Annotated in this window: 27 protein-coding genes; 13 read left to right on the top strand and 14 right to left on the bottom strand. The window is 70.1% G+C overall.

Annotation, left to right across the window (positions count from 1 at the left end):
- Positions 1 to 24 precede the first annotated feature (24 nt).
- Positions 25 to 276, top strand: a complete 252-nt coding sequence (locus E8D38_RS05275; RefSeq protein WP_140626672.1) for a hypothetical protein — start codon at positions 25 to 27, stop codon at positions 274 to 276.
- Here E8D38_RS05275 and E8D38_RS05270 read toward each other — a convergent pair.
- Both E8D38_RS05270 and E8D38_RS05265 read right to left on the bottom strand, forming a co-directional pair.
- Positions 241 to 1308, bottom strand: coding sequence for a DNA topoisomerase IB (locus tag E8D38_RS05270; RefSeq protein WP_140626671.1), 1068 nt, complete (start codon positions 1306 to 1308; stop codon positions 241 to 243). The genes E8D38_RS05275 and E8D38_RS05270 overlap by 36 nt on opposite strands.
- Before the next feature lie 235 nt (positions 1309 to 1543).
- Entirely contained in the window at positions 1544 to 1990 is a 447-nt protein-coding gene (locus E8D38_RS05265) for a ferritin-like domain-containing protein (protein ID WP_140626670.1), read from the bottom strand.
- A gap of 215 nt (positions 1991 to 2205) precedes the next feature.
- Here E8D38_RS05265 and E8D38_RS05260 point away from each other — a divergent pair, with 215 nt between their 5' ends.
- From E8D38_RS05260 to E8D38_RS05245, 4 genes are all read left to right on the top strand, one after another.
- The gene (locus E8D38_RS05260; RefSeq protein WP_140626669.1) at positions 2206 to 2883 is read left to right on the top strand and encodes a hypothetical protein; all 678 of its coding nucleotides are present in this window, start codon (positions 2206 to 2208) and stop codon (positions 2881 to 2883) included.
- Positions 2856 to 3779: a YihY/virulence factor BrkB family protein gene (locus tag E8D38_RS05255; protein WP_140626668.1), complete on the top strand. Its 924-nt coding sequence runs from the start codon at positions 2856 to 2858 to the stop codon at positions 3777 to 3779. The genes E8D38_RS05260 and E8D38_RS05255 overlap by 28 nt, the downstream gene beginning before the upstream one ends.
- A gap of 32 nt (positions 3780 to 3811) precedes the next feature.
- Positions 3812 to 4111: a hypothetical protein gene (locus E8D38_RS05250; RefSeq protein ID WP_140626667.1), complete on the top strand. Its 300-nt coding sequence runs from the start codon at positions 3812 to 3814 to the stop codon at positions 4109 to 4111.
- Positions 4112 to 4354: 243 nt separating this feature from the next.
- Entirely contained in the window at positions 4355 to 5782 is a 1428-nt protein-coding gene (locus tag E8D38_RS05245; protein WP_140626666.1) for an RNA polymerase factor sigma-54, read from the top strand.
- Between the two features lie 66 nt (positions 5783 to 5848).
- Here the strand turns inward: E8D38_RS05245 and E8D38_RS28195 are convergent, their stop codons facing one another.
- Genes E8D38_RS28195 through ku form a run of 3 tightly spaced genes read right to left on the bottom strand, consistent with a single transcriptional unit; the run spans position 5849 to position 7929 of the window.
- On the bottom strand, positions 5849 to 5989 hold the full coding sequence (locus E8D38_RS28195; RefSeq protein WP_181178935.1) for a hypothetical protein: 141 nt from the start codon (positions 5987 to 5989) through the stop codon (positions 5849 to 5851).
- Positions 5986 to 6993 (bottom strand): non-homologous end-joining DNA ligase, encoded by a 1008-nt coding sequence (gene ligD, locus E8D38_RS05240; protein ID WP_140626665.1) that lies wholly within the window; start codon positions 6991 to 6993, stop codon positions 5986 to 5988. Before ligD ends, E8D38_RS28195 begins: the two co-directional genes overlap by 4 nt.
- Before the next feature lie 12 nt (positions 6994 to 7005).
- Positions 7006 to 7929: a non-homologous end joining protein Ku gene (ku, locus tag E8D38_RS05235; RefSeq protein ID WP_140626664.1), complete on the bottom strand. Its 924-nt coding sequence runs from the start codon at positions 7927 to 7929 to the stop codon at positions 7006 to 7008.
- Positions 7930 to 8051: 122 nt separating this feature from the next.
- Here ku and E8D38_RS05230 point away from each other — a divergent pair, with 122 nt between their 5' ends.
- On the top strand, positions 8052 to 8210 hold the full coding sequence (locus E8D38_RS05230; protein ID WP_140626663.1) for a DUF3309 family protein: 159 nt from the start codon (positions 8052 to 8054) through the stop codon (positions 8208 to 8210).
- Between the two features lie 113 nt (positions 8211 to 8323).
- On the opposite strand, the gene E8D38_RS05225 is transcribed toward E8D38_RS05230, so the two are convergent.
- Genes E8D38_RS05225 through E8D38_RS05205 form a run of 5 tightly spaced genes read right to left on the bottom strand, consistent with a single transcriptional unit; the run spans position 8324 to position 12876 of the window.
- Positions 8324 to 9610: a TRAP transporter large permease gene (locus tag E8D38_RS05225; protein ID WP_140626662.1), complete on the bottom strand. Its 1287-nt coding sequence runs from the start codon at positions 9608 to 9610 to the stop codon at positions 8324 to 8326.
- Positions 9601 to 10089, bottom strand: coding sequence for a TRAP transporter small permease (locus tag E8D38_RS05220; protein ID WP_140626661.1), 489 nt, complete (start codon positions 10087 to 10089; stop codon positions 9601 to 9603). Before E8D38_RS05220 ends, E8D38_RS05225 begins: the two co-directional genes overlap by 10 nt.
- Before the next feature lie 47 nt (positions 10090 to 10136).
- Complete coding sequence (locus tag E8D38_RS05215; protein WP_140626660.1) at positions 10137 to 11102, bottom strand: TRAP transporter substrate-binding protein; 966 nt, start codon at positions 11100 to 11102, stop codon at positions 10137 to 10139.
- Between the two features lie 50 nt (positions 11103 to 11152).
- On the bottom strand, positions 11153 to 12031 hold the full coding sequence (locus E8D38_RS05210) for an SMP-30/gluconolactonase/LRE family protein (protein WP_140626659.1): 879 nt from the start codon (positions 12029 to 12031) through the stop codon (positions 11153 to 11155).
- Positions 12028 to 12876: an NAD-dependent epimerase/dehydratase family protein gene (locus tag E8D38_RS05205; RefSeq protein WP_140626658.1), complete on the bottom strand. Its 849-nt coding sequence runs from the start codon at positions 12874 to 12876 to the stop codon at positions 12028 to 12030. The genes E8D38_RS05210 and E8D38_RS05205 overlap by 4 nt, the downstream gene beginning before the upstream one ends.
- Before the next feature lie 236 nt (positions 12877 to 13112).
- Between E8D38_RS05205 and E8D38_RS05200 the strand changes: the two genes are divergently transcribed.
- Complete coding sequence (locus E8D38_RS05200; RefSeq protein ID WP_140626657.1) at positions 13113 to 14075, top strand: sugar kinase; 963 nt, start codon at positions 13113 to 13115, stop codon at positions 14073 to 14075.
- A gap of 81 nt (positions 14076 to 14156) precedes the next feature.
- On the top strand, positions 14157 to 17339 hold the full coding sequence (locus tag E8D38_RS05195; RefSeq protein ID WP_181178934.1) for a sensor histidine kinase: 3183 nt from the start codon (positions 14157 to 14159) through the stop codon (positions 17337 to 17339).
- Here E8D38_RS05195 and E8D38_RS05190 read toward each other — a convergent pair.
- From E8D38_RS05190 to E8D38_RS05180, 3 genes are all read right to left on the bottom strand, one after another.
- A complete protein-coding gene (locus E8D38_RS05190) occupies positions 17323 to 18573 on the bottom strand; it encodes an aminotransferase class V-fold PLP-dependent enzyme (protein WP_140626655.1) in 1251 nt (416 codons plus the stop codon). The two genes, E8D38_RS05195 and E8D38_RS05190, sit on opposite strands and share 17 nt — an antisense overlap.
- Positions 18574 to 18605: 32 nt before the next feature.
- A complete protein-coding gene (locus E8D38_RS05185; RefSeq protein ID WP_140626654.1) occupies positions 18606 to 19394 on the bottom strand; it encodes a MipA/OmpV family protein in 789 nt (262 codons plus the stop codon).
- A 92-nt stretch (positions 19395 to 19486) separates the two neighbouring features.
- Entirely contained in the window at positions 19487 to 20284 is a 798-nt protein-coding gene (locus tag E8D38_RS05180) for a metallophosphoesterase (protein ID WP_140626653.1), read from the bottom strand.
- 179 nt (positions 20285 to 20463) lie between these two features.
- Here E8D38_RS05180 and E8D38_RS05175 point away from each other — a divergent pair, with 179 nt between their 5' ends.
- Entirely contained in the window at positions 20464 to 21000 is a 537-nt protein-coding gene (locus tag E8D38_RS05175; RefSeq protein ID WP_181178933.1) for an acyloxyacyl hydrolase, read from the top strand.
- Positions 21001 to 21011: 11 nt separating this feature from the next.
- On the opposite strand, the gene E8D38_RS05170 is transcribed toward E8D38_RS05175, so the two are convergent.
- Positions 21012 to 22010, bottom strand: coding sequence for an XdhC family protein (locus tag E8D38_RS05170; protein WP_140626651.1), 999 nt, complete (start codon positions 22008 to 22010; stop codon positions 21012 to 21014).
- Positions 22011 to 22256: 246 nt separating this feature from the next.
- On the opposite strand from E8D38_RS05170, the gene E8D38_RS05165 reads away from it, so the two are divergent.
- Genes E8D38_RS05165 through E8D38_RS05150 form a run of 4 tightly spaced genes read left to right on the top strand, consistent with a single transcriptional unit; the run spans position 22257 to position 26855 of the window.
- Positions 22257 to 22724 carry a (2Fe-2S)-binding protein gene (locus E8D38_RS05165; RefSeq protein ID WP_140626650.1) on the top strand — a complete coding sequence of 156 codons (468 nt, stop codon included), beginning with the start codon at positions 22257 to 22259 and terminating at the stop codon, positions 22722 to 22724.
- Positions 22725 to 22772: 48 nt separating this feature from the next.
- Complete coding sequence (locus E8D38_RS05160) at positions 22773 to 25127, top strand: xanthine dehydrogenase family protein molybdopterin-binding subunit (protein WP_140626649.1); 2355 nt, start codon at positions 22773 to 22775, stop codon at positions 25125 to 25127.
- Positions 25128 to 25139: 12 nt separating this feature from the next.
- Positions 25140 to 25931, top strand: coding sequence for an FAD binding domain-containing protein (locus E8D38_RS05155; RefSeq protein WP_140626648.1), 792 nt, complete (start codon positions 25140 to 25142; stop codon positions 25929 to 25931).
- Positions 25932 to 25940: 9 nt separating this feature from the next.
- Positions 25941 to 26855 (top strand): AAA family ATPase, encoded by a 915-nt coding sequence (locus E8D38_RS05150; RefSeq protein WP_140626647.1) that lies wholly within the window; start codon positions 25941 to 25943, stop codon positions 26853 to 26855.
- Positions 26856 to 26864: the final 9 nt, after the last annotated feature.

Below are 26864 nucleotides of genomic sequence, written 5' to 3'. Positions count from 1 at the left end.
GCAGGGACCCACATGATCTCCACCATGAAACTCCTCTACCTCGCCGCCGGCGCCGCGGTGCTCACCAGCGTGGGCATGAACGCCTGGCGGCGTGCCGAAGCGGCGCGCAACGACACACCGAAGGCGAAGCCGGAACCGCTGCAGCGCTGGGAAGGCGAAGGCGGCGCGGTGCCGGTGGCCGCCAACAAGACGGCTCAGCAGGTCGAGCCGCATGTGTCGGGTGACCCGGAGCCGGATGCGTCAGCGCGCGGCAGGCCCGACGACACCCTGCCCTGAGGGCGAGGCACGAGGGGCGCTGCGTCGCGCCCGCCGCCCCCGCTGTTGCTCTTCCAGCAAGGCGAGGAAGCGCCGCTCGCAAGCGCCAAGTCCGCGCGGCAGTGAGCGCGCGGCGGCCTCCGCCGGCAGCGCCGCGCGCGAGGCGAGCCGGCCGCTTTCGAACCACGCGAGCACCTGCGGGTGCACGTACGAGCGCCGGCACACCGCCACCGTGTGCTTGAGTTCACCGGCCACTTCGGCCAGCACCTCGTTGAGTACGCGCCTGGCGGCGTTGGCCGAGGCCGGCGGCTCACAGCGCTCGAGCCGGGCGAACGCGAGCACGCTGGCATGCCAGGTGCGAAAGTCCTTGGCCGAGAAGTCGCCGCCGCCGGGCATGTGCGCGCGCAAGTAGTCGTTCACGTCGGCGGAGCCGACCGCGCGTTGCTCGCCGGTCGCCGCGTCCACATGCTGGAACAGCTGCTGGCCGGGCAGGTCGTGGCAGCGCCGCAGGATGCGTGCGATGCGGCTGTCGGTGATCTCGAGCTCGTGCGGCACGCCGCTCTTGCCTCGAAAGCACAGGCGTACCGTGCTGCCGTTCCAGCGCGCATGCCGGTCCTTCAGCGTGGTGAGGCCGAACGAACCGTTGTGCCGCGCGTATTCGGCGCTGCCCACGCGTGCATAGGTCGTGTCCAGCAGGTGCACGAGCGTGGCCACCACCTTCTCGCGCGGCAGGCCGGGCAGGGCGAGGTCGGCCCTTACCTGGCGTCGCAGGCGGGCCAGCGCGCGGCCGAACAGCGCCATGCGGCCGAACTTGTCGCCGTTGCGGCTGGCCAGCCAGTCCGGGTGGTAGCGGTACTGCTTTCGCCCGCGGGCGTCGCGGCCGGTGGCCTGCAGGTGCCCTTGGGGCCACGGGCAGATCCACACGTCGCGGTACGCCGGCGGGATGGCCAGCGCGCGGATGCGCGCCAGCCGTGCTGCGTCGCGGATGCGCCGGCCGGCCTCGTCGAAGTAGACGAAACCGCTGCCGCGCGCCTGCCGCCGCCAACCGGGCATGGTGTCCGACACGTACACCAGCCCCTTCGGAGCGGTCTCGGTGGGGGCGGCGGCCTTCAGGGCGTCGATGATGGCGCGCTGGGCGGCAACGGTGCAGGCGCTGGCGCACCGTCACCGCTCCCGGTGCTGGTCGAAGGTGTGGGCGGCGTGACGCCACGCTTCTCGCAGCCCGAAACACCCGCGGCTGCGACGCAGGCCAGGCACACGGCCGCCAGCGAAACGGCAGCGCGTCGCATCACGCACCCACCCGGTTGCGCAGCGCCTTGATCTGGTCGTGATTGCGCTGCACGCCGTGGAACTGGCGCTCCACCATGCTGCGCACATCGGGCGGCAGCGGCTCTTCCAGCGCCTCGCGGTAGCGGTCGAGTGCGACGTCTTCACCGCGCTCGCACTCCTCAAGCATCGCCACGTCGTCATAGCGCGAGACCGAGCTGCGCAGCGCCACCCAGCCTCGGTGCAATGCACCGCTGGCGGTGCCATGGCTGGCGGGGCGGCCGCCGCACTGGATCACCTGCGTCTGCAATTCGGACGCCGCCTGGCTGCAGTCGGCGGCGCGCGTGGCGAACAGGCTCTTCAGCTCGTCGGACTCCGCATGTCTGGCGCAGCTTTGAAAACCTTGCTCACCGTCCTTGCAGGTTTCGATCAGTTCGTTGAGTACTTCCACGACGTGGTCGTTGCGCATGGGCGTTGCCTCCAGAAGGATGTTTCGGACATCGCGAGCCACAGGCACGGGGCCCGCAGCGGCATCCCGATTGCGGCAGACCGCGTGCCCGAGCCGCGCCGGGCCTGGGCTGGGCGTCCGACGGCACGTGGCTTGCCCCATGTCCACACCTCTCCTTGCGCCCCGTGACCATTCTTCACGCGGCGTTACTCGCACGTCTGGACCGGAGCAAATACATGGGTGCTGAACTTGCAGTGGTGTTGCACGGCGTACAGCCCGCCACGTGGCGGGCGTGCCAGCGGGTGATCGACGCGATCGGCGACGTGGCGGCCTTGCCGCTGACGCTGGCGCTCGCACCCGGTGCCATGAAAGACGAGGGCAACACCGCTTTCATCGACGAAATGCAGGAACGGCTCGAATGCGGCGACGAACTCGCCGCGGCGCAGGGCAACGAGCGCGAAGCGGCCGACGATGAAGCCGCCATCGCCCGGGTGCGGGCGGCGCTGCGCTGGTTCGCCTCGCGCCGCTGGCCGCTGCTCGGGCTGGTGGCCGAGCGCAGGGCGATGAGCCCCGCCTTCCGCCGGGCCCTGTGCTCGACGCCTCTGCGCTACGCGATCGAGCCGCAGCACATCTACGCATTGCCTCAGGGCAGCCCGGTGCGCAGTCGCCGCCTGTCGTATTCGGGCGACGGCATGTTCGACCGGCTGGCCAGCCTGGGCCGCAACGCCATGATCGACCGCACCGAGGTCGAAAGCGGCCCGCTGCTGCGCTTCGAGCTGCAGCCCGGCGATGCCGACGACGCCATGGTGCGGCGCGACTGGCAGCGCCGGCTCGCCTGGCACCTGCAGTACCGGCAGGGCCGCACCATGGCCGACGTGATGCGGCGATGGCAGTGCGAGAAGCAGCCGGCCTGAAGCTCGGATGGCGGTCACGCCGCGCCTTCCAGGTGGGCGTGTCGGCCGTGAAGTTGTGGATCGCCGAGGAAGGCGCGCAACTGGGCGCGGCGATCGCGTTCTATTCGATGTTCGCGATGGCCCCGCTGCTGGTGATCGCCATCGCGCTGGCGGGCGTCATCTTCGGCGTGGAAGCGGCGCGCGGGCAGATCGTCGGCGAGATCCAGGGCCTGGTCGGGCGCGATGCCGCGCAAGGCATCGAAAGCATGATCGCTTCGGCCTGGCGCGAAAACAGCAGCGGCACCGCCGGCCTCATCGCCGTGGGCACGCTGCTGGTGGGCGCCAGCGGCGTCTTTGCACAGCTGCGCACTGCGCTCAACCGCATGGGCCGCGTGGAGACGCCGGCCTCGGTCATCGGCGCCTTCCTGCGCGCGCGGCTGATGGCTTTCGCGCTGGTGCTGGGCTTCGGCTTCCTGCTGATCGTGTCGCTCGTGGCCAGCGCGGTGCTGGCCGCGGTGAGCGGCTACCTGCAGAAGCTGTATCCCCTGCTCGCGCAGCTCATCGGCATCGTCGACGTGGTGCTGTCAGCGCTGCTGCTGAGCACCGCCTTCGCGGCCTTCCTGCGCTGGCTGCCCGACAGGGCGCCGCGCTGGCATTCGGTGGCGGTGGGGGCGGTCACCAGCGCGCTGCTCTTCGCGGTGGGCAAGCACCTGATCGGGCTCTACCTGGGCCGTGTCAGCGTGACCTCCAGCTTCGGGGCGGCCGGCTCCTTCGCAGTAGTGATGCTGTGGGTCTACTACTCCACACAGATCCTGCTGCTGGGGGCCGCAGTGGCCTGGACGCTCGAGGGCGTGCGCCCGCAGGCGCACGCCGTGGACGACACCGCAGAGGAACGGGGCTTGCCGCCCACCGGTTGATGCGCCGCAGCCTGCGGCCCGGAGCCCCTGCCATGTCGAAGACCTCTCGAACGCCGCAACGCACCTCGCCCATGCCCCCTTCGCCGCAGGCCACGCCGCCGGCGCGGCGGCGCTCGCCGGGCGGTGCCACCACCCAGCACCTCGCCGGCGACGACGGCGGCGTCGACACACGCCTGCCGCATGAACACGACGAATCGTCCGACAGCCAGGAGACCGCTCCGCGCGAGGTGATCAGGCGCGCCCACGACGACCTGGCCGAGGGCCGCAGCGATACCGACCGCGGGCCGGTGCTCGACGAGACCTACGAGCGCACGCTGCGCGGCCGGCGCTGAACTTCTTGCCGCAAGCGATCGCTTCTTTGCATGGGATCGAGCCTGCTTGTCGCTCGATTGCCTACCCAAAACCGACGTAATGCACGGCTGCATGCGGTGATCCGCATGCGGTACTGAAGCATGGCGATACAAGTGGGCTCTGCTGCGAGTCCGGCACGGGTGTTGCGTTAAGCAACCCACTGTGCGGGGAGGCCCATCGGGCAGTCCGGGGCGCGGGAATCGTGGAATCTCGCAGGAGAAGGAATGCAAGCACAGACGCTGCGTGCTGAACAAAAGCAGCATCAGACGCTCACCCCCAGGCTGCAGCAGGCCGTGCGCCTGCTGCAGCTCTCGTCGCTCGACTTCGCACAGGAAGTGCGCCAGGCCGTCGGCAACAACCCCTTCCTCGAAGAGGACAGTGAAACGCGCTCGCCCGCGCTCGAGGCGGCGCAGCAGCCGGCAGCCGAGCCCGAGGTGCCCTCGACGGCCAGTCCCGAAAGCTTCGAGCCGCTCGAGGAACGCGGCCTGTGGGCCGGGCGGGGCGAGGCCCGCCTTGCGCCGGCATCGTCTTCAGGCGACACCGACCTGATGGACATGATGGCGGCCGACGTGTCGCTGCGTCAGCACCTGCACGGCCAGACCAGCGTGATGCCCCTGTCGCAGCGCGACCGGGCGCTGGTGGGGCTGGTGATCGAGGCGCTCGACGATGACGGCTACCTGCGGGTGGGCCTGCCGGACCTGGCCGAAGTGGCCGAGCTGTCGCCGCCGCTCGATCTCGACGAGCTCAACGTGGCCTTGAAGCTGGTGCAGTCGCTCGACCCCAGCGGCGTGGGCGCGCGCGACGTGCGCGAATGCCTGCTGCTGCAGCTGCGCCAGTTCGAAGACCCGGCAGAGCGCCAGCTCGCCTGCCGCATCGTCAGCGAGCAGCTCGAGCGGCTGGCCATGCGCGACGTCCCGCACATGGCGCAGGCGCTGGGCTGCAGCGTCGCGCAGGTCGAGGCGCTGTGCGAACGCATCCGCCATCTCGACCCGCGGCCCGGCTGGCGCTTCGGCTCGGCCGATACCCGCTACGTGACGCCCGACGTGATCGTGCGGCGCGGCAAGGGCGGCCACTGGATCGCCGCGCTCAACCCCGACGTGGTGCCCAAGGTCAAGCTCAACCAGGCATATGCGGAGCTCTTCCAGAAGTACCGCGACTCGAGCCATTCGGCGCTGGCTGCCCACCTGCAGGAAGCGCGCTGGACGCTGCGCAACGTGGAGCAGCGCTTCACCACCATCCTCGACGTGGCCAACGCCATCATCCGGCACCAGCTCAACTTCTTCGAGTACGGCGCGCTGGCCATGAAGCCGCTGGGCTTGCGCGAGATTGCGCAGGAACTGGGGCTGCACGAATCCACCGTCTCGCGCGTCACGAACAACAAGTACATGTCCACGCCGCTGGGCGTGTTCGAGCTCAAGTACTTCTTCTCGCGCGCTCTGCCTACCGCGAGCGGCGGTGCCTGTTCGGCCACCGCCATCCGCAGCGTGATCCGCGAAATGATCGAGGCCGAAGATGCGGCCGATCCGGTGTCCGACGCGCAGATCGCGCGCCAGCTGGCACGCCAGGGCCTGAATGTGGCCCGGCGTACCGTCACGAAATACCGCCAGATGATGCGGCTGCCGGCGGTGGAGAAGCGCCGGCGCCACGCTTAGGGACTTCGGGTCCCACCGCGGGCGGCACGCCTCGAAAACGTGCTGCCTTCTTTTTTACGAGGGCCTTCACATCGGCGCGCCGGCTGTGATGGTCGGGCTCGGGATGCGCGCGCTGTCCGGCAAACCCTGCGCGGGCGTGTCGTAGCGACCCTGGGCCCAGCGGCCCTCGATGTCGGTATCGAACGGTTCCTCATGCGGCCATGTCATCGCGAACCCCTGCCGGAAGCGCTGTGCCATTGGGGGCGGCCGGTGCGCGCCGGCACGGGCCGGGTCGGGCCATCTTCGGCGGCGGCTTCGTCCAGGCCCAGGTGACGAATCGCTTCGTGCAGCGTCTGCCGCGTGCCCGTGTAGCCGGCCCACGGGTCGCGGCCTTCGAGGTCGCGCAGCCGCTGAGCGAGGTTGCGGATGTTCCACTGGTTGGCCGCGCGAAGCTCGACCAGCTCTTCCCAGGCGATCGGCACCGAGACAGGCAGCATCGGCCGGGCGCGTGCCGAGAAGGCCGCCGCCGACGTGGCACCCCGGCTGTTGCGCAGGTAGTCCACGAACACCTTGCCGACACGATTGCGCGGGCCGGCCTTGGCCGAAAACCGTTGCGGCAGCGTGGCCGCCATGTGCTGGGCCACCGCCTTGACGAAGGCCTTGGCCTGCTCCCAGGTGTGGCGCCGCGCGAGCGGCACCACCACGTGCAGGCCCTTGCCGCCGCTGGTCTTCAGGAAGCTGACGAGGCCCAGCTCGTCGAGCAGCGTCTTCGTGAGCTCGGCCGCCTCGACCATGCGAGCCCACGGCAGGCCGGCACCGGGGTCGAGGTCGAACACCACCCGGTCGGGTTTCTCGATGGATGTGTGCACCGCATTCCAGGTGTGCAGCTCGACGGTGCCCATCTGCGTCGCGCCCACGAGGGCGGTCGTGTTGTCGATCACCATGAGCGGCGCATGGCCCGGGTCCAGCGAAACGTCGAGCTCGCGCAGCCTGGGAATCGAAAGCTGCTGCAGGTGCTTCTGGAAGAACAGCTCGCCTTCCACGCCGTCGGGCGCACGCACCAGCGCCACCGGCCTGCCTTTCAGGTGGGGCAGCGCGTGGGCCGCCACGCTCTCGTAGTAGCGCGCGAGCTCCAGCTTGGTGGCGCCCGAGGCCGGATCGATCACCCGGTCCGGGTGAGTGATGCGCACGCCTCGCACGGCGGGCTCGGTGCTGTGCTGTCTGCTTGCCATGGCCTGGCCCGCTCAGGCCCGGGCGCGGGCGCGCTGGGCGGCCGGCCTGCGTGCCGAGGTGGTCTTCTTGCCGGCGGCACTGCGGCGCGCCTTCTTTCGCGGCGCGGCTTCCGCGGCCCCGTCCTCTTTCGCTCCTGCCTTGCCGCCCAGGCTGCGCTTGAGCAGCTCGGTGAGGTCGATGACTTCGGCGCCGCCGCCTTCTTCTGCTGCGGCCGGCAAGGGCTCGACGCGCCGGGCCTTGCCTTCCTTCAGCTTGCGCTGCACCAGCGCCATGATGTCGTCCTTGAAGTGGTCCTCGTACTGCTCGGGCTGCCACTTCTCGCTCATGTCGTCGATCAGCTGCTCGGCCATCTGCATCTCGCGTTCACCGGGCGCGTCCTTCTTGCTGCCGCTGCCGCGCGGCAGTGCGAGGTCGTCGAGCGAGCGCAGCTCGTCGGCCCAGCGCAGCGTGTTGAGCACCAGCGCATCGCCCATCGGGATCAGTGCCGCGAGGTGCTGCTTCGACTGGATGACCACCTGCGCGATGCCCACGCGCCGCTTCTTTTTCAGCGCGTCGCGCAGCAGCCGGTAGACCTTTTCACCGCGTGCCGCCGGCGCCAGCACGTAGGGCCGCTCGAAGTAGACCGGTGACACGTCGCCGGCATCGATGAAGGCCTGGATCTCCACCGCCTGGGTGGCGGCCGAGTTGGCGGCACGGATCTCGTCGTCCGACAGCACCACGTACTTCCCGTCCTCGACTTCCAGGCCGCGCACGATGTCGTCCTTCGACACCTCGCGGCCGGTGGCCTTGTTGACCCGCTTGTAGCCCACCGGCTTCATCGAGCGGCGGTCGAGCCAGTCGAAGTCGATGCTGTGCTCCCGGGCGGCCGGGTACAGCCCGACCGGGATGTGGACCAGCCCGAAGGTGATGGCGCCTTTCCACAGCGCACGCGGCATTTGTTGCCTCCTGTAGCGGATGTCTCCACTGCACGGCGCAATTGCCGTTCCCGCGGGCAGGCACGTTGCCTGCGACGCACCGGAAGGAGCGCAGGTGTCAACCCGCGAAGAAAGGACTCCCCATGTCGCTCACCACCTTGCTGTTGATCGTGCTGGTGCTGCTGGTCGTCGGCGCGCTGCCCACCTGGCCCTACAGCAGCTCCTGGGGTTACTACCCCAGCGGCGGCCTGGCCCTGGTGCTGGTCGTGCTGCTCGTGCTGTTCCTCATGGGCAGGTTGTAGCGGCCCGGCCTGTAGCGTTTGCCGCAAGGAGGCACCGGGCGCTGTTCAGGCGCCCGGCCATCGCGCGCCCGCCGCGCCGGCATCTGCCGGCGCGGGCACAAGTCAAGTCACTTTCACTTGGCCAGCACCACCGTGGGCAGCCACATCGAGAACGCCGGCACGTAGGTCACCAGCAGCAAGGCCAGCAGCAGCGCCCCGTAGAACGGCGCGATGGTGCGCATCACCGTGCCGACCGACACACCGCCGATCGCACAGCCGATGAACTGCACCGTGCCCACCGGCGGCGTGTTGAGCCCGAGTGCGCAGTTGATCAGCAGCATGATGCCGAACTGCACCTCGCTCATGCCGTAGTGCATGCAGATCGGCAGGAAGATCGGCGTGCAGATCAGGATGGTGGCCGCCATGTCCAGGAAAGTGCCGAGCAGGAACAGGATGATGTTGACCAGCAGGAAGATCATCCAGGGGTTGTCAGTCATCGCCCCCAGCATGCGCCCGGTGAGCTCGGCCACGCCGTACAGGCTGATGAGGTAGCCGAAGCTGGCCGACACGCCGATCAGCAGCAGCACCACGCCGGTGGTCTTGACCGCCTTGGCCGCCGCCTTGAGGAAGTCCTCCCACTTCAGCGAGCGGTACACCAGCACGGTGAGCGCGAGCGCATAGATCACCGCGACGGCGGCCGACTCGGTGGCGGTGAACACGCCCGACAGGATGCCGCCCAGGATCACCACCACCACGAACAGCCCCGGCAGCGAAGCCGCCAGCGACCGCGCGACGATGCTCCAGCCCGGGAAGGTGCCGGCCGGATAGCCGCGCTGGATGGCCACGTAGTAGGCCGCGCCGAGGTTGCACAGCGTGAGCAGCACCGCAGGCAGCAGGCCGGCGAGGATGAGCGCGGCGATCGACACCTTCCCGCCTGCGGCCAGGGTGTAGATGATCATGTTGTGGCTGGTGGGCATGAGCGCGCCCACCAGTGCCGCATGGGTCGTCACGTTGACTGCATAGTCGGCGTGATAGCCCTCGCGCTTCATCATCGGGATCATCACCGAGCCCATCGCCGACACGTCGGCCACCGGCGAACCGGCCACGCCGCCGAACAGCGTGCAGGCCACCACGTTCGACATGCCCAGCCCGCCGCGGATGTGGCCCACCACGCTCTTGGCGAAGGCGACGATGCGGTCGGCGATGCCGCCGTACATCATCAGCTCGCCGGCGAAGATGAAGAACGGAATGGCCAGGAACGAGAACGCGTTCATGCCCGAGGTCATCTGCTGGAACACCACTTCGAGCGGCAGTCCTTCGTAAAGGATGGCCGCGATGGCCGCCAAGCCGATCGAAAACGCGACCGGCACCCCGAGCACCAGGAAGGCGAGGAACGAAAGGCTGAGCAGGGTCAGTGCCATGAGGGCTCCACGGCGCGGCCCTGCACGAGCGCGATGAGGTGTTCGATGGAAAACAGCACGATCAGCACACCCGCGATCGCCGCGGGCCAGTAGCGGAGGGATTCGGAAACGCCCAGCGTGGGCAGCTTGTAGTCCATGACCGAGATGCCGAGCATCAGGCAGTACCAGGCCATCAGCGCGCCGAAGCAGGCCACCAGCACATGGATGAGCATCTCGAAGCGCAGGCGCTGCTTCTCGGGCAGCAGCACCAGGAAGGACTCGAGCCCGATGTGGCCGGCGTCGCGCACGCCCGCGGCCACGCCCAGCATCGTGACGTACAGCACCAGCAGCAGCGCGAGGCTTTCGGCCCAGGTGGGGGTGCTGTTGAGCACGTAGCGGCCGAACACCTGCACTGCCACAGCAACGATCAGCAGCACCAGGCCGACCACGCCGACCCACATGCACCAGCGCGCCAGCGTGGCGCAGATTCTTGTGTACATAGAAGACTCCGGCGCGCCCGCTGTCCGGGCGCGCCGCCCTCAGGTGGTTATTGCGTTTCCTGGATGCGCTTGACCAGGTCGAGCAGCTTGGGCTCGCGCAGGAACTTCACGTACACCGGCTTCACCGCATTGCGGAACGAGGCCTTGTCCACTTCGATGATCTCGGCGCCGGCGGCCTTCACCGTGGCCAGCGACTTGGCCTCGCGCTCGTCCCACAGCTTGCGCATGTGGGGCACCGAGTCCTTGGCGGCCTGGCGCAGCGCCTTCTGGTCGTCGGGCGAGAGGCCGTCCCACACCCGCTTCGAGAACAGCAGCACCTCGGGCGCCATCGAGTGCTCGGTCTTCGAGTAGTACTTGGCCACCTCGAAGTGGCGCGAGCTCTCGAACGACGGGTAGTTGTTCTCGGCCGCATCCACCAGTCCGGTCTTCAGCGCCGTGTACACCTCGCCGAAGGGCATGGGCGTGGCATTGGCGCCCATCGCCTCCATCAGCGCGACCCACAGGTCCGACTGCTGCACGCGGATCTTCATGCCCTTGGTGTCTTCCACCGTCTTGACCGGCTTCTTCACCGTGTAGATCGAACGCGCGCCGCTGTCGTAGTAGGCCAGGCCGACGAAGCCCTGCGCCTCGCAGCTCTTCAGGATCTCCTCGCCGATCGGGCCGTCGAGCACCTTGCGCATGTGCTCGGTGCTGCGGAACAGGAAGGGCATGGTCGGCACGATGGTGGCCGGGCAGATGTTGTTCATCGGCGCGATGTTGACCCGCGCGATGGCGATGGCGCCAAGCTTGGTCTGCTCGATCGTGTCCTTCTCGTTGCCGAGCTTGCCGTTGTTGAACACGTTGATCGAGTGCTTGCCGCCGGTCAGCTTCTTGAGCTGCTCGCCCATGAACTTGACGGCTTCGACGGTGGGGTAGCCGTCGGGGTGGATGTCGGCCGAGCGGAACTCGATGGCCGAAGCCAGTGCCGGCAAGGCGAGCGCCAGCGCGGCGGCGAGGGAGGTCTTCCGGTTCATGTCGCTGTCTCCGTCTGTGGTGTTGGAGCTGGGGTAGGGCGCTGCTCGCTTCAGCCCGCGTAGGCGGGTTCCACGAGGCCACGCACCCCTGGCCGGCAGGCGAACACCGCGCCGGCCAGGGGTTGTGCCAAGGCGCCGTCGCCGTCAGGGCGTATCGACGTCACGTACAGGGTGTCGAGCTGCGCGCCTCCGAAGGCGCACATCGAGGGTTTGGCCACCGGCAGGTCGATGCGCCGGTCGAGCCGGCCGCCCGGCGTGTAGCGCAGCACTGCGGCGCCGTCGTTGGCGCAGATCCAGTAGCAGCCGTCGGCATCGACCGCCGCGCCGTCGGGCCGGCCGGCGGGCAGCTTGTCGATGAAGGCGCGCTGCCTGCTTGCGCGACCGGTGTCGGGGTCGTAGTCGAAGGCCCACACCGTGGCGACGGTGGCGTGCGAGTCGCTCGCATACAGCGTGCGGCCGTCGGGGCTGAAGGCCAGGCCGTTGGGCACGATCATGTCTTCGAGCAGCGGAGGTGCCCAGGTGCCGGCGTCGAGCCGGGCGAGCCGTCCGTTGCGCCGGGCCTGGGCCGGGTCGGGGAACATGCTGCCGACCCAGAAGCGGCCCTGGCGGTCGCAGCGGCCGTCGTTGAAGCGCTGCGGTGCGGGATGCTGCGCGGCGGCCAGAAGCCGGGGTGCCAGCGTTTCGCCGAGTTCGAAGGCGTAGACGCCGGTCTGCATGGCGGCGATGAAGCCGCCGCTGGCGCGCGGCGCGATGCAGCCCACCGGCTCGGGCGTGCTCCAGCGGGTGGTGCGGCCGGCGGAGGGGTCGTGGCGCCATACGGCCTGGCCGCTGATGTCGACCCAGTGCAGGCAGGCATCGCGCACGTCCCACAGCGGACTTTCCCCGACGCGGCAGCGCACGTCCACGGCGACCTCGACGGCAACGCTCACGGCTCGCGCTCCTCGCCGAAGGTGGGGAAGGGGCCCACGCCGACGAAGCTGCCGCCCTGCAGGCGCGCGGTCGCCGAGGCCGGGTCGCGTTCGTAGTCGGGCAGCGGCTGCGCCAGCACCTGGGCCGCGAAGGCGTCCGACGAGTCCTGCGGTACATAGCCCACCCGCCGGGCCGGAGCCGCGTTGTCCCACCACGCTGCCGAATTGGCCGACACGCCCCACACGATGCTGCAGCCGACGCCGGGCGCCGACAGCGAGCGCAGCACGAGCTGGGTGAGATCGCGCAGGCTGATCCAGGTGGACAGGCCGCGCTTGTCCGCCGGTTGCGGCGTGGCGCTGCCGATGCGCAGGCACACCGTTTCGATGCCGTGGCGGTCGAAGTACAGCTGCGCCATGTGCTCGCCGAACAGCTTGCTCACGCCGTAGTAGCCATCGGGCCGGGGCGGGTCGGTCACCTGCAGGCGCTCGCTGCGAGGGTAGGCGCCGGTGCAATGGTTGGAGCTGGCGAAGACGATGCGGCGCACGCCGTTCACCCTTGCCGACTCGTACAGGTGGAAGATGCCCAGGATGTTGGCCGAGAGGATGGGATCGAAGGGTGTCTCGACCGACACGCCGCCCAGGTGCACCACCGCGTCCACGTCCCGCAGCAGCGCCAGCATGCCGGCGCGGTCGGCCAGGTCGCAGGCGACGAAGCTTTCATCGGGCGCCCAGGGGCCTTCCATCGGCTTCAGGTCGGACAGGCGCAGGTGCTGGCAGGCCGAGCGCAGCGGGTCTCGCAGCGCACGGCCGAGCGTGCCGGCCGCGCCGGTGAGCAGCAGGCGGGCGGGAGCGGGCGTAGCTTTCATGGATTCCATAGTGATACGTTGTCGTACAACTCCGCCAGCGTATCGAAATGGAGCGCCAAGACGTCTAGGGGAAACCCACCGATGCGCCAGAGAAAAAGTTGGGCAAGGGCTTCCGTGCTTGAAATGATGTTGTCTGACAACGACCCGGAATGGGACTCCGGGTCGATCCCGGTGGCAAGTCGGTACGCCTTTCGCAGAGTATCGAAACATCGTTCCAAATAAATCCTGGGGAGTCCATGGAGCCCAACCGACAGCGGGTCGCCCTGTTCGGCGAGTGCATGCTCGAGTTGCAGGGGCAGGCCTTCGGCACGCTGCAGCAGACATTCGGCGGCGACACCCTCAACACCGCCGTCTACCTGGCGCGGTGCGGCGAGGCGCGGGGCATCGACACGACCTATGCCACCGGCCTGGGCGACGACCCGCTGAGCGACGGCCTCGTACAGCGCTGGACGGACGAAGGCGTCGCAGTGGACCTGGTGCGGCGGGTGCCGGGCCGCATGCCCGGGCTCTACATGATCGACGTCGACCCGAACGGCGAGCGCAGCTTCAGCTACTGGCGCGACACGAGCGCAGCCAGGGCCTACTTCGACGCCGCCGAGCCCTCGCCGCTGGAGGCCGCCTGCGACACGCTGGACGCGCTGTACCTGAGCGGCATCAGCCTGGCCATCCTGCCGGCGGCCGGGCGCGAACGCCTCTTCGGGCTGATGCGCCGGCTGCGCGGGCGCGGCAAGCCGGTGGTGTTCGACAACAACTACCGGCCGCGCCTGTGGCCGCGACACGAGGAGGCGCTGGCCGCCTATGCCGAGGCCTTCGAGCTGGCGACGCTGGCGCTGGTCACGGCCGACGACCACCAGGCGCTGCATGCGTTGCCCGGCCTGGAGGTGGCGGTGGCCCGGGCGCTGGCGCTGCCTTGCCCCGAGGTGGTGGTCAAGCGCGGCCGGCAGGCCACGCTGGTCCGGTGCGGCCGGGAGCCGCTGGTGGAAGTGCCCACCGAGCCGGTGGCCCGGGTGATGGACACCACCGCCGCCGGCGATTCCTTCGCTGCCGGCTACCTGAGCGTGCGGCTGCCGGGCGGCAGCGCGCAAGATGCGGCGCTGCTGGGCAACCGGCTGGCCGCACGGGTGATCCAGCACCGCGGCGCGCTGATTCCCCGCGAGGCAATGGCCGACCTGATGCAGGCCCCCGGCGCCGCCGCGTGATGTTTTTGGCGCCGCAGGCAGCCCCGGTGGGCTGGGCCGCGGCGCTGCCATGGCACGATCCGGCGGATGCCGGCCTGCCCCATGACATACATCGCCGCGGCGCGCCGCTTCCTGTGCCTGTGGCTGCTCGCGCTGCCATGGGCCTGCGCGCTGGCGGCAAGTGCCTGGGAGCGTGACGCCGTCCCGGTGTTCCGGCACGTCAGCCTGCCCGGCGACATCGTGCCGGCCGCGATGCTGCAGGACCGCGAAGGCCTCATGTGGATCGCTTCGCAGACCGGCCTCGCCAGCTGGGACGGCTATGGCTTTCAGCGCTACGTCGCGGACCCCTCCAAGCCCGGTAGCCCGTCGACCGGCTACGTCAACGTGCTGCACGAGGACCGCCAGGGCCGCCTCTGGCTGGGTGCGAACGGCGGCGGCCTGGGGCGGCTCGACAAGACGAACGGCCGCTTCTGGACCCTCGGCGCAGGGCCTCGGGGGCTGAGCAGCCCGCGGGTGCTGGCGCTCGCCGACGATGCGGCGGGCCGCCTGTGGGTGGGCACCGCTGCCGGGCTCGACCAGCTGGAGCTCGCCACCGGCCGTGTCGTGGGGCGCCATGCGGAAGGTTCCATCCCGCCCGGCCTGCCGGTGCAGCGGGTGTTCGCGCTGCTCGCCGATCGCGGCGGCCATCTGTGGGTCGGCACGCGTGAAGGGCTGTACGTGTTGCGCGGGGGCGCCGCTGCCTTCGAGCCGGTGCCGCTGGAAGGCCGGGCCCGGGCCGCCGTCGAAGTGCGGCGGGTGGTGCAGGACAGCGCCGGACGCATCTGGATCGGCACGCGCGCCACCGGCGCCTTCGTGATCGAGCCTGGTGCCGCATCGGCCCGCCCAGTGCGCGACACCGAACGCAGCGACGGCAAGGGGCTGGAGACCCAATGGGTCGCTGCCATTGCCGAGGCAGGCGACCATGAGGTGTGGCTGGGCACCTGGGCTCAGGGCATCGTGCAGGTGGACACGCGCACCTGGACGACCCGGCAGCTGCGCCATGAACCCGACGTCCCGGCCACCCTCGCGAAGGACAACGTGCCGGTGCTGCTGCGTGACCGCAGCGGCCTCATGTGGGCCGCCGGGCCCAGCCTGCTCGATTCGCATGATCCCGGCCAGCGCGTCGTGTCGGCGTGGTACGGCGGCGATGCCGGTCTGCTCGGCGGCGCCCGCACCGGGGTCACCGCGCTCCTCGCGCAGCCCGATGGCAGCGTCTGGCTGGGCAGCGGCGGCGGCGGCATCGACATCGTGGCGGCCGATGGCAGGGCCAGGCATCGCCTGCTGCCGCAGGACGGCCAGCCGGGCAACGCGCTGCCCGCCAGCATGGTGCTGCGCATGGTCGGCGCGCCGGACGGCAGCGTGTACATCGGCACGGGCCTCGGGCTGTACCGGGCGCGGGACGGCGGCCGTCGCGTCGAGCGGGTGAAGGTCCGGGGCCTGGGCCAGAACTCGCTGGTCAGGTCGCTGTGCGTGGCCGGCGGCCGGCTGTGGCTGGGCGGGCAGGAGGGGCTGCACAGCATCGACCTGTCGGCCAATGAGCCGGTGGCGCAGCCCGCCGGCGACCCGGCGTTGAAGCGCGAGGCGATCACCGCGCTCGGCTGCCACGACGACGGCTCGCTGTGGGTGGGCACCTGGACCGGGCTGCTGCGCTACCGGCCCGACACCGGGCGCGTCGAGCGGCCGCAACTGGAGGTGCAGGGCGTTGCCGGCCTGTCGAGCAACATGGTCACGGCCATCGTGCACGACAAGCGGGGCCGGCTGTGGGCGGCCTTCTATGGCGGCGGCGTGTTCATCGTCGAGCCCGGCGTCGACGGCTCGGCACCGAGGGTGCGGCACGTCGGGCATGACGAGGGCTTGCAGAACAACGCAGCCAACGCCCTGCTGCTCGACGCACAAGGGCATGCGTGGGTGAGCGCGGACAACGGCATCCTGCGCATCGACCGCGACACGCTGGACACGGCATTGCTCCAGAAGGCCGACGGCGTGGGCCAGCGCGTGTACTACACGTCGGCGGCAGCGGCCACGCCTGCCGGCGAGCTGCTGTTCGGCGGCGACGGTCTGGCCGTCGTGCACCCGGATGGATTCCAGCCCTGGCGTTTCAAGGCCCCGATCCGGCTGGCCGACGGCGACGGGCAGCCGGTGGAGGCTTCGGGCATCACGCTGGGCCCTTCGCAGCGTGCGGTCCAGGTCAACTTCGCGCTGCTCGACTACTCGGCCCCGGAGCGCACCCGCTACGCCTACCGGCTGGTGGGCCTGGAAGAGTCATGGACGGCGTCGAGCGCCGAATTGCGGGCGGCGCGCTACACCAACGTGCCGCCCGGCGAATACACGCTGGAAGTGAAGGCGGCGAACCGCTCCGGTGAATGGACCACTGCCCGCTGGCCGCTGCACGTGCAGCCGGCCTGGTTCGAGACCACGGCCTTCCGGGCCGCCATGCTGGCGCTGGCGCTGTTGCTGGTGGGCTCGCTCGTCCGCTTGCGCACGCGACTGCTGCAGCAGCGAGCCGCCGAGCTGCGCGAGCAGGTGTCGCGACGCACGCAGGAACTCGAATTGCGCACCGAGGAGCTCGATGCCTCGCGCAAGGCGCTGCGGGAGTTCGGTGCGCACAACGCCCGATCGCTCGAGGAGGAGCGCAAGCGGGTGGCGCGCGAACTGCACGACGAGCTGGGCCAGCAGCTCGCTGCCCTGCGCATGGAGGTGTCGGTGCTGCGCATCCGCACCGGTTCGGGGGAGGCACTGGCGCCGCAAAGCTGGCAGCAAATGCAGGAGCGGGTCGACCGGCTGGTGGCCACCGTGCGGGGCCTGGTGTCCGACCTCAGGCCGCCGGCGCTGGATGGCGGCCTCTCTGCCGCCATCGACTGGCTGGCCGCCGAGTTCACCCGCAGCACCGGCCTGCCGTGCGAGGTCGACGTCGACCCAGCGGCCAACGACTTGTGCCCCGACGTGGGCATCATGCTGTTCCGCATCACGCAGGAGTCGCTCACCAACGTGCGCAGGCATGCGCAGGCCACGCGTGCGAGCGTTGCCTTGCACGCGGAGGGTGACGAGTGGTGCCTCAGCGTGACTGACGACGGCGTGGGCTTCGATGCCAGCAGCCCGCGCACGGGCTACGGCCTGCTCGGGATGGAAGAGCGCGCCGGCCTGCTCGGCGGCACGCTGGACATCGACAGCGCGCCGGGCCGCGGCACGCGGGTGCGGGTGCGGGTGGGGCCGGCGGCAGGGCCGGCCGTCAGCCGGCCGCGGTGATCGCGCGCAGGCCGTCGACCAGCCGGTCCAGTTCGGCCAGCGTGGTGTGCAAGGCCGGCGTCACCCGCACGCACTGGCCGGCTGCCGGCCCTTCGCGCCGCACGGTGAGCACGCCGTGCTCGTCGCGCAGCCGTCGCACGAGGGCTTCGTTGTCGGTTTCCGACGTGCGCCCTGCCAGGCGGAACGAGGTGATGCCGCCGCAGGAGAGTGCGTCATCGGGCGTGAGGACCTGGACGCCCGGCAGCGTGCGGGCCCGCTGCACCCAGTGGTGGCGCAACGCGCGCAGCCGGGCTTCCTTGGTGGCTGCGCCGATGTGCCGGTGCAGCTGCAGCGCCGCCGGCAGTGTGAGCCAGGCGGCGAAGCTGGGCGAACCGGTGTGCATGCGGGAGCGCACGTCGTCTTCACCCCAGTCGCGGTCGCCGAACCAGCGGTCGATGCCGGCGACCGCCCCCCGCTTCACGTACAGGCAGCCGTTGCCCAGCGGCGCACCGGCCCACTTGTGCAGGTTGAAGCCCGCATACGGCGCGCCCAGGTCGGGCGCGTCGAAGTCGAGCTGGCCCCACGAGTGCGCCGCATCCACGATCACTTGCGCGCCCGCTTCGTGCGCGAGTGCAGACAGCTCCCGCACCGGCATCACGAGGCCGGTGCTGTGCGACAGGTGGGTGAGCAGCACGAGGCGGGTGCGCGGGTGCTGCGCCAGGGCCTGCGCATAGGCGGCGATGACCCCTTCGCGGCTGGCCGGCTCGGGCATGGTGATCTGCACCGGCACCACCCCGCGCCGCTCGCGCAGCCATGCCATCGCGTTGCGGGTGGCCGGGTAGTCGAGGTCGCAATACAGCACCGTGTCGCCCGGCGCCAGGCGGTTGAAGCCGCCGATCAGCGCGAACATCGCCTCCGAGGCACCGCGGGTGAGGGCGACCTCTTCCGTGGCGCAGCCCAGCGCCTGGGCCACCTGCTGCCGCACGCCTTCCTGCAGGGCGGGCCAGCGATCGCGCACGAGCAGCGTGTTCTCGCGGTTCACGCGATCCGTCCAGTGATGGAACATCGCCTTCACCGGTTCGGCCATCACGCCCCAGTAGCCTTGCTCCAGGTTGGCCGGCTCGCGCGCCACGTCGTACAGGCGGCGCACGAGGTCCCAGTAGTGCTCGTCATGGGCCACGGCCGCGCCCGGGGAGGGCGGCAGCTCGGCGAGGGCGGATTCGAAGGCGGGCAGGCGGAAGTCGAGGTCTTGCATGGCCGCCGACTTTAGCCGCCCCGCAGGCAGCCTCAGAACCGATAGCTGGCGTAGAGCAGCCCGCTCGTCTGCGACTTGTCGAACACCAGCGGGCTGTCGCCCGCGTCGCCCTGCAGGCGGCCGAACGACAGCCGCGCACCGAGGTTCCAGTGGGCGTCGAGCTGGTAGTTGAGCGTGCCGGACAGACGGACCAGGCCCACGCCGGCGCCCGGGTCGTACACCGCGCGGCCAGAGCGGGCCGACTGCTGCGCGTCGATCCCGAACACGGTGCGCATGTAGCGCTGGTTGCCCCAGGTGAGGCCCGGCCCCACGGCGAGCGACCAGCGGTCGGCCGGCTGGAACATCGCCTCGGCTTCCAGCGACACCAGCGTGCCGAGGTCCTTTCCGCCGATGTCGGGTGCCACGCCGGCGCTGAGCTTGTAGCGGCCGAAGCCGTAGCTGGCGAACAGGTGCGCCCGCTGCGTGCGTTCGATGTCGCCGAGCCCTGCCAGGCGCGGGTCGTCGTTTTCCTCGCGCAGCTTGCCGATGTCGGAGCTGATGGCGGCGCCCAGACGCAGGCCGCCGGCTTCGTAGAGCGTGGCACCGATGCCCAGCGGGCCGCCGCCAGGCACCGGACCGAGGAAGTAGCGGCCGTAGCTCGCGCTGAAGATCGGCACGGCGCGCGTCTTCTGCTGGTCGCTGCCGGGGAACTCGGGCACGCTGGCGACGGCGGCGCCGAGGCTGAAGCGCCATTCGTTCGAAGCCGGCTCCTGGGCCTGGACGGCGGGCGACACGGCGGCCGCAGCCAGCAGCAGGCGCGACAGGGTGGTAGCACGAGGCATGGGTGTTCTCTCCAATGGGTTGGATGCGGATGCGCTTGAGGGGGCAGCGCCCGCGAGCCGCGGACGCCGGCGCGCATGCTGGCCCGCGGTCGTTAAGCCGTCTTTAACGCCGCATCGAGGTCGAGCACCAGCGCCGGGTCGAACGCGCGGTTCTCCACTTCGCCATGCAGCACGTAGCCGCGCGGGTTGGCCACGACGCGGGTGCGGCCGATGCGGTAGTCGAAGCTGTCGTGGGTATGGCCGTGCAGCCACAGCACCGGCTGCCAGCGCAGGATCTGCGCCTCGAGATCGGACACGAAGCAGGTGTTGATGGGCGAGCCGGCAAAGCGCGGCGCAATGCTCCGGCGCGACGGCGCGAAATGCGTGACCACGACGGTGGGCCCGTCGTGCGGCTGCGCGAAGCGGGTCTCGAGCCAGGCCACCGAGCGGTCGAACAGCAATTGCGCCACCGCGGGCGAGAAGGGCTCCGGAAAGTCCGGTGCGATGCGGATGCGCGAGAAGTCGCGCATCAGCCGCATCGACATCGCCAGGCCCTCGTCGCGCTGCTGCGCCGATTCGAACAGGCGATGGTCCGACCACAAGGTGCAGCCGAGGAAGCGCACGCCCGCGTGATGCCACTCGTCCTGCTCCAGCACCCGCACCGGGCTGCCCTGCGCCAGATCGCGCAGCCGGTGCATCGCGCTCGCGAGGTCGCTGCCGTAGAACTCGTGGTTGCCGGCGACGAACAGCACCGGCCGGGCGCCATGCTGCTGCGCGCACTCGCGCGCCCAGGCGACGGCCGTGTCGGGGCGGCCCAGGTCGCCTGCCAGCACGACCACGTCGGCCGGCGTGGGCGCAAGTTCCAGCGGCTGCAGGGACAGGTGCAGGTCCGACAGCAGGGCGATCTTCATCGACGGCCACTTCTCCTGCTCGGTGCGACTCGCGCATTCTGGACCCGCCGGGGCCGCAAGCAGCAAGCCGCAAGGCATGGAGCTTGCCGAATCCCGGCATGCGACCCGATGCTTCTGATGTGGCGGTACCGGGCCGCGCAGCATGGCTGCGGGCTTTGGTGTGCGTGTGGTGCGCGGCAGTGCCGCTCCGCGCGCATGCGCAACAGGAGGCAGCCGGCGATGTGCCCGGCTGGATGCCTTCCACCGGCTTCGTGCAGTACGGCGAAACCGACACCGACACGCGCGCGTTCACCGCCGGCGTGACCTGGCCATGGCAGCGGCGCTGGTCGCTCTGGGGCGGTGAAGTGGGCGGCTACTGGGAGCTGGCCCTGGGCCACTGGAGCGCACCGGCGGCGCTGAACGGGCGCGAGTCGGCCGTCGTCACGCAGGTGGCGCTCACGCCGACCTTCCGCTGGCGTCCGAGCGGCGGCGCATCGCCCTGGTTCGCCGAAGCCGCCATCGGTCTCACTTTCACGATGCCGGTCTATGAAAGCCGCGACAAACGTTTCAGCACGGCTTTCAACTTTGCCGACCACATCGCCGTCGGCCGCAACTTCGGCCCGCAGGGGCGGCATGAACTGGCGCTGCGCTTCGAGCACTTCTCGAACGGCGGCATCAGCCACCCGAACCCCGGCGAGAACTTCCTGCAGCTGCGGTACTCGTTGCGCTGGCGCTGAAGCCCGCCGCCTCAGACGGCGCAGCCTGCCTCGATCGCATCGCCAGGGCCCACCGGCTCGGGGATGCTGTAGCCATACCGCACTGCGATCATCTCCGCGAGGATGGACACCGCGATCTCCGGTGGCGTGCGGGCGCCGTTCTTCAGGCCGATGGGGCCGTGCAGCCGTGCGAGCTGCTCATCGGTCACGTCGAAGTGTTCCTTCAGCCGAGCACGCCGCTTGGACTGGTTGACCCGCGAGCCGATGGCGCCGACGTAGAAGGCTTCGGACTTCAGCGCCTCCATCAGCGCCAGGTCGTCGAGCTTCGGGTCATGCGTCAGCGCCACGATGGCGGTGTGGCCGTCGGGCTTGAGTTCGGCCACGGTGTCGTCGGGCATGCTGCGCACGAGGCGGGCGCCGGGCACCGTCCAGCCGCTCGCGTATTCATCGCGCGGGTCGTTGATGATCACTTCGTAGTCGAGCGCCTGCGCCATCTGCGCGAGGTAGTGGGTCATCTGCCCTGCGCCGATGATGAGCAGGCGCCAGCGCGGCCCATGCGTGGTGATGAGCTGCGTCTCGCCGAGACGCACCAGGTCGCCGCCGTCCGGGGCGTCGAGCCGGACCGCGCCGGTCTTCAGGTCGAGCGTGCGCTTCACCAGCTCGCCCTGAGTGAGCCGCTCGAGCAGCGCCGGTACCAGCGACGATGCGGACAAGGGCTCCAGCACCAGCTCGAGCGTTCCGCCGCAGGGCAGCCCGAAACGGGTGGCCTCCTCGGCGCCCACGCCGTACACCACCACCTGGGGCGCAGCCAGCTGCAGGGCGCCGGCGCGCACCTTGGCGATGAGGTCGTCCTCGATGCAGCCGCCCGATACCGAACCCGCCACCTGGCCGTCGTCGCGGATCGCCATCACCGAGCCCACCGGCCGCGGCGCCGAGCCCCAGGTGCGGGTGATGGTGCCCAGCACCACGCGGTGCCCGGCGGCTTGCCACTGCACCACCTGGCGCAGGATGTTCAGATCGACGTTGTCCATGACGACAGGTGCCCCTCGCAGGCATGCGGCCGGTGCGCCAAAACGGAACAGGTGAGGCTGCAATGCCGGCCGAATTGTGGCCGCGCCTCGTCCAACCGGCGCCCGGGTAGGGGTTTTTGCGCGGCAGAACGGCGCAAGGCGGCGTCCTAGGATGGCTCGCGCTTCTCTTTCTTCTTGCGATCCGCTCCACAGCCAACAAGGCCGCGGTGAAACACGCTGCGGCCACAGCCACAGGAGACAAAGGCCATGGCCCTCACGCTCACGCTGCAGGTCAACGGCAAGACCGTCACCCGACAGGTCGAACCGCAGACCCTCTTGGTCACCTTCCTGCGCGAAGACCTGCGATTGACCGGCACCCACGTCGGCTGCGACACCGCGCAGTGCGGCGCCTGCACCGTGCACCTCGACGGCCATGCGGTGAAGTCCTGCAACATGCTCGCGGTGCAGGCGCAAGGCGCGCAGGTCACCACCATCGAAGGTCTGGCCGCCAACGGCGAGCTGCATCCGATGCAGGCCGCCTTCAAGGAGTGCCACGGGCTGCAGTGCGGCTTCTGCACGCCCGGCATGGTGATGAGCGCGGTGGACCTCGTGCAGCACCACCCGCATGCCACCGAGCAGCAGATCCGCGAAGGGCTGGACGGCAACTTCTGCCGTTGCACCGGCTACCAGAACATCGTCAAGGCGGTCCAGCAGGGCGCCCGGATGATGAAGTGACGACACCCCGACCGCCGGCGCGGCGATCGAGATGAGAGGACTTCCACCATGAACGCACCTCAACAAGGCCTCATCGGCCAGAGCGTCAAGCGCAAGGAAGATGCGCGCTTCCTGACCGGCCGCGGCCAGTACACCGACGACATCGTGCTGCCGGGGCAGACCCATGCCTGCTTCGTGCGCTCGCCCTATGCGCATGCGCGCATCAAGGGCGTGGACACGCAGGCCGCCGGCGCATTGCCCGGCGTGCTGGGCATCTACACCGGCGAGCATTTCCGCAGCGTGGGCGGGCTGCCGTGCGGCTGGCTCATCACCAGCACCGACAACACGCCGATGAAGGAGCCGAAGCACCCCATCCTGGCCGACGGCAAGGTGCGCTACGTGGGCGACCCGGTGGCGCTGGTGGTGGCCGAGACGCTCGACCAGGCGCGGGCCGCGGCCGCGCTGGTGGACGTGCACTACGACGAGCTGCCCGCGGTGGCCGACACGGCCGCCGCCAAGGGCGCGAAGGGTGCGGTGCATGACGAGGCGCCCGACAACGTCTGCTACACCTGGGCCATCGGCGACAAGGCCGGCGCCGATGCCGCCTTCGCCGCCGCGCCGCACGTCACGCGGCTCTCGTTCCGGAACAACCGGCTCATCCCGAATGCCATCGAGCCGCGCGCCGCCAACGCCAGCTACAACCCGGGCGACGACAGCTACACCCTCTACGTGGCCAACCAGAACCCGCACGTCGAGCGGCTGCTGATGTGCGCCTTCGTGCTGGGCATCCCCGAGCACAAGATGCGGGTGGTGGCGCCCGACGTCGGGGGCGGCTTCGGCTCGAAGATCTTTCTCTATGCCGAGGAAACCGCGATCACCTGGGCGAGCCGCCAGCTCGCGCGGCCGATCAAGTGGACCGCCGACCGCAGCGAAGCCTTCCTGGCCGACGCACATGGCCGCGACCACGTGACCACTGCCGAACTCGCATGCGGCGAGGACGGCAAGTTCCTCGCGATGCGGGTGCACACCACCGCCAACCTCGGCGCCTATCTCTCGACCTTCGCGTCCAGCGTGCCGACCATCCTGTACGCCACGCTGCTGGCCGGGCAGTACACCACGCCGAAGATCTTCTGCGAGGTGACCGGCGTCTTCACCAACACCGCGCCGGTGGATGCCTATCGCGGTGCCGGCCGGCCCGAGGCCACTTACGTGGTGGAGCGCCTGGTGGAAACCGCGGCGCACGAGCTCGGCATCGACCCGGCCGAGATCCGCCGCCGCAACTTCATCCACGAGTTCCCGTATGCGTCGCCGGTGGGCCTGACCTACGACACCGGCAACTACGAAGCCACGATGAGCCGCGCGATCGAGCTGGCCGACGTGAAGGGCTTCGCGGCCCGGCAGAAGGCCAGCGAAGGGAAGGGGCTCAGGCGCGGCATCGGCTATTCGGCCTACATCGAGGCCTGCGGGCTGGCGCCGAGCAACATCGCCGGGGCGCTGGGCGCTCGCGCGGGCCTGTTCGAGGCGGGCGAAGTGCGGGTGCACCCCACAGGCAAGGTGACCATCTTCACCGGCAGCCACAGCCACGGGCAGGGCCACGAAACCACCTTTGCCCAGGTCGTGGCCGACAAGCTGGGCATCGGCATCGACGACGTCGACATCCAGCACGGCGACACCGGCAAGATCCTGTTCGGCATGGGCACCTATGGCTCGCGCTCGCTGGCGGTGGGCGGCACCGCGATCGTGAAGGCGGTCGACAAGGTGATCGCCAAGGGCAAGAAGATCGCCGCCCACCTGATGGAAGCGGCCGACACCGACATCGAGTTCTCCGGCGGCGAGTTCAAGGTGGCGGGCACCGACAAGAAGGTGCCGTTCGCGCAGGTGGCGCTCACCGCCTACGTGCCGCACAACTACCCGCTCGACAAGCTGGAGCCGGGGCTGAACGAGAACGCCTTCTACGACCCCACCAATTTCACCTACCCGGCCGGCACCTACGTCTGCGAGGTGGAGGTGGACCCGGCCACCGGCGCGGTGAGGGTGGACCGCTTCACCGCCTGCGACGACTTCGGCAACGTGATCAACCCGATGATCGTGGAGGGCCAGGTGCACGGCGGGCTGGCGCAGGGCATCGGCCAGGCGCTGCTCGAGCACGGCGTGTACGACGGCGACACCGGCCAGCTGCTGAGCGGCAGCTACATGGACTACGCGATGCCGCGCGCCGACGATCTGCCGAGCTTCACCGTCGAGACGGTGAAGGGCACGCCGTGCACGCACAACCCGCTGGGCGTGAAGGGCTGCGGAGAGGCCGGAGCCATCGGTTCGCCGGCTGCGCTGATCAACGCGGTGTGCAACGCCATCGGCGTGAAGGACCTGCCGATGCCCGCGTCGCCGTACAACGTGTGGCGCGCCATCCAGGCATCCCGTTAAAGGAGGCTCGACATGCAAACCTTCGCCTATCAGACCCCCGCCAGCGTGGCGGATGCCGTGCGCCTGGCGCAGGGCGCCGATGCCAGGCTGATCGCCGGCGGCCAGTCGCTGCTGGGCTCGATGAAGCTGGGCCTCATCGAGCCGGCGTCGCTGGTGGACCTGGGCCGGATCGCCGAGCTCAAGGGCATCCGGCGCGACGGCGCCGCTCTGGTGATCGGCGCCATGACCACCCATGCCGAGGTGGCCGCGTCGAAGGACGTGATGCAGGCCGTGCCGGCGCTGGTGGCGGTCGCCGAAGGCATCGGCGACCGCCAGGTGCGCAACCGCGGCACCCTGGGCGGCAGCCTGGCCAACAGCGACCCGGCGGCCGACTGGCCGGCCGCCGCGCTGGGCCTGGGCGCCACCATCCAGACTGACCACCGCAGCATCGCGGCCGACGACTTCTTCAAGGGGCTGTACGAGACGGCGCTGCAGGAGGGCGAGGTGATCACCGCGGTACGCTTCCCGGCGGCCGACAAGGCGGCCTACGTCAAGTTCGCGCAGCCGGCCTCGCGTTTTGCGCTGGTGGGTGTGTTCGTGAGCAAGGGTCCGGCCGGCGTTCGGGTGGCGGTCACCGGCGCCGGGGCCTGCGTGTTCCGGGTGAAGGCGCTCGAAGACAAGCTGGCGGCGAAGTGGGCGCCCGAGTCGTGCGACGCGGTGGCCGTGCCGTCCAAGGACCTGAACAGCGACCTGCACGGCTCGGCGGATTACCGGGCTGCGCTGATTCCGGTGCTGGCGCGGCGCGCGGTCATCGCCGCAGGCTGACGCCGCAGCATGCTGCCGCCAGGAGCGCTGCCCGCCAGCATCGACGAAACGTCGCAGGCGCTGCTCGACCACGACTACGTGGCCGAGCGGTCGCTCGCGACGGCCCTGTTCCTGGCGCTCGAGCTGGCCCGTCCGCTGTTCCTCGAAGGCGAGCCCGGCACCGGCAAGACCGAGATCGCCAAGACGGTGGCCACGATGCTCGGCCGGCCGCTGATCCGCCTGCAATGCCACGAAGGGCTCGACCAGAGCGGCGCCGCCTACGAGTGGAACTACGCGCGGCAGATGATGGAAATTCGCCTGGCCGAGCGCGAGGGCCTGTCGCGCGAGGCGCTGGGCGAGCAGCTGTTCTCCGGGCGCTTCCTCATCAAGCGGGCGCTGCTGCAGGCCATCGATCCGGCGCAGCCGGTGCCGCCGGTGCTGCTGATCGACGAGCTCGACCGTGCCGACGAGCCGTTCGAGGCCTACCTGCTCGAAGTGCTGTCGGACTTCCAGATCACCATTCCCGAGTTCGGCACGGTGGCTGCGGCGCAGCCGCCGATCGTGGTGCTCACCTCCAACCGCACCCGCGAGATCCACGACGCCGTGAAGCGGCGCTGCCTCTACCACTGGGTGGGGTTCCCGGACGCCGCGCGCGAGCTGGCCATCCTGGGCCGCCGCGTGCCGGGAGCGGGAGCGGCGCTTTCGCGGCAGGTGGTGGCCTTCGTGCAGGGCCTGCGCCGCATGGAGCTCTACAAGCTGCCGGGCATCGCCGAGTCCATCGAATGGACGCGTGCGCTGCTGGCCCTGGATGCGCTGGTGCTGGACCCGGCGGTGGTGAACGACACCCTCGGCGTGCTGCTGAAGTACCAGGACGACATCGCCCGGGTGCAGGGCGGCGAGGCCGCGAGGCTGCTCGAAGAGGTGAGGCAGGCGATGGGCGCCTGACCAAGGGGG

Origin of the sequence: Methylibium rhizosphaerae (assembly GCF_006386545.1) — a bacterium.
GTDB classification, from domain to species: Bacteria; Pseudomonadota; Gammaproteobacteria; order Burkholderiales; family Burkholderiaceae_C; genus Pseudorivibacter; species Pseudorivibacter rhizosphaerae.
The sequence above is the reverse complement of the archived record's forward strand: the minus strand, read 5'-3'. Positions and strand labels throughout refer to the sequence as shown.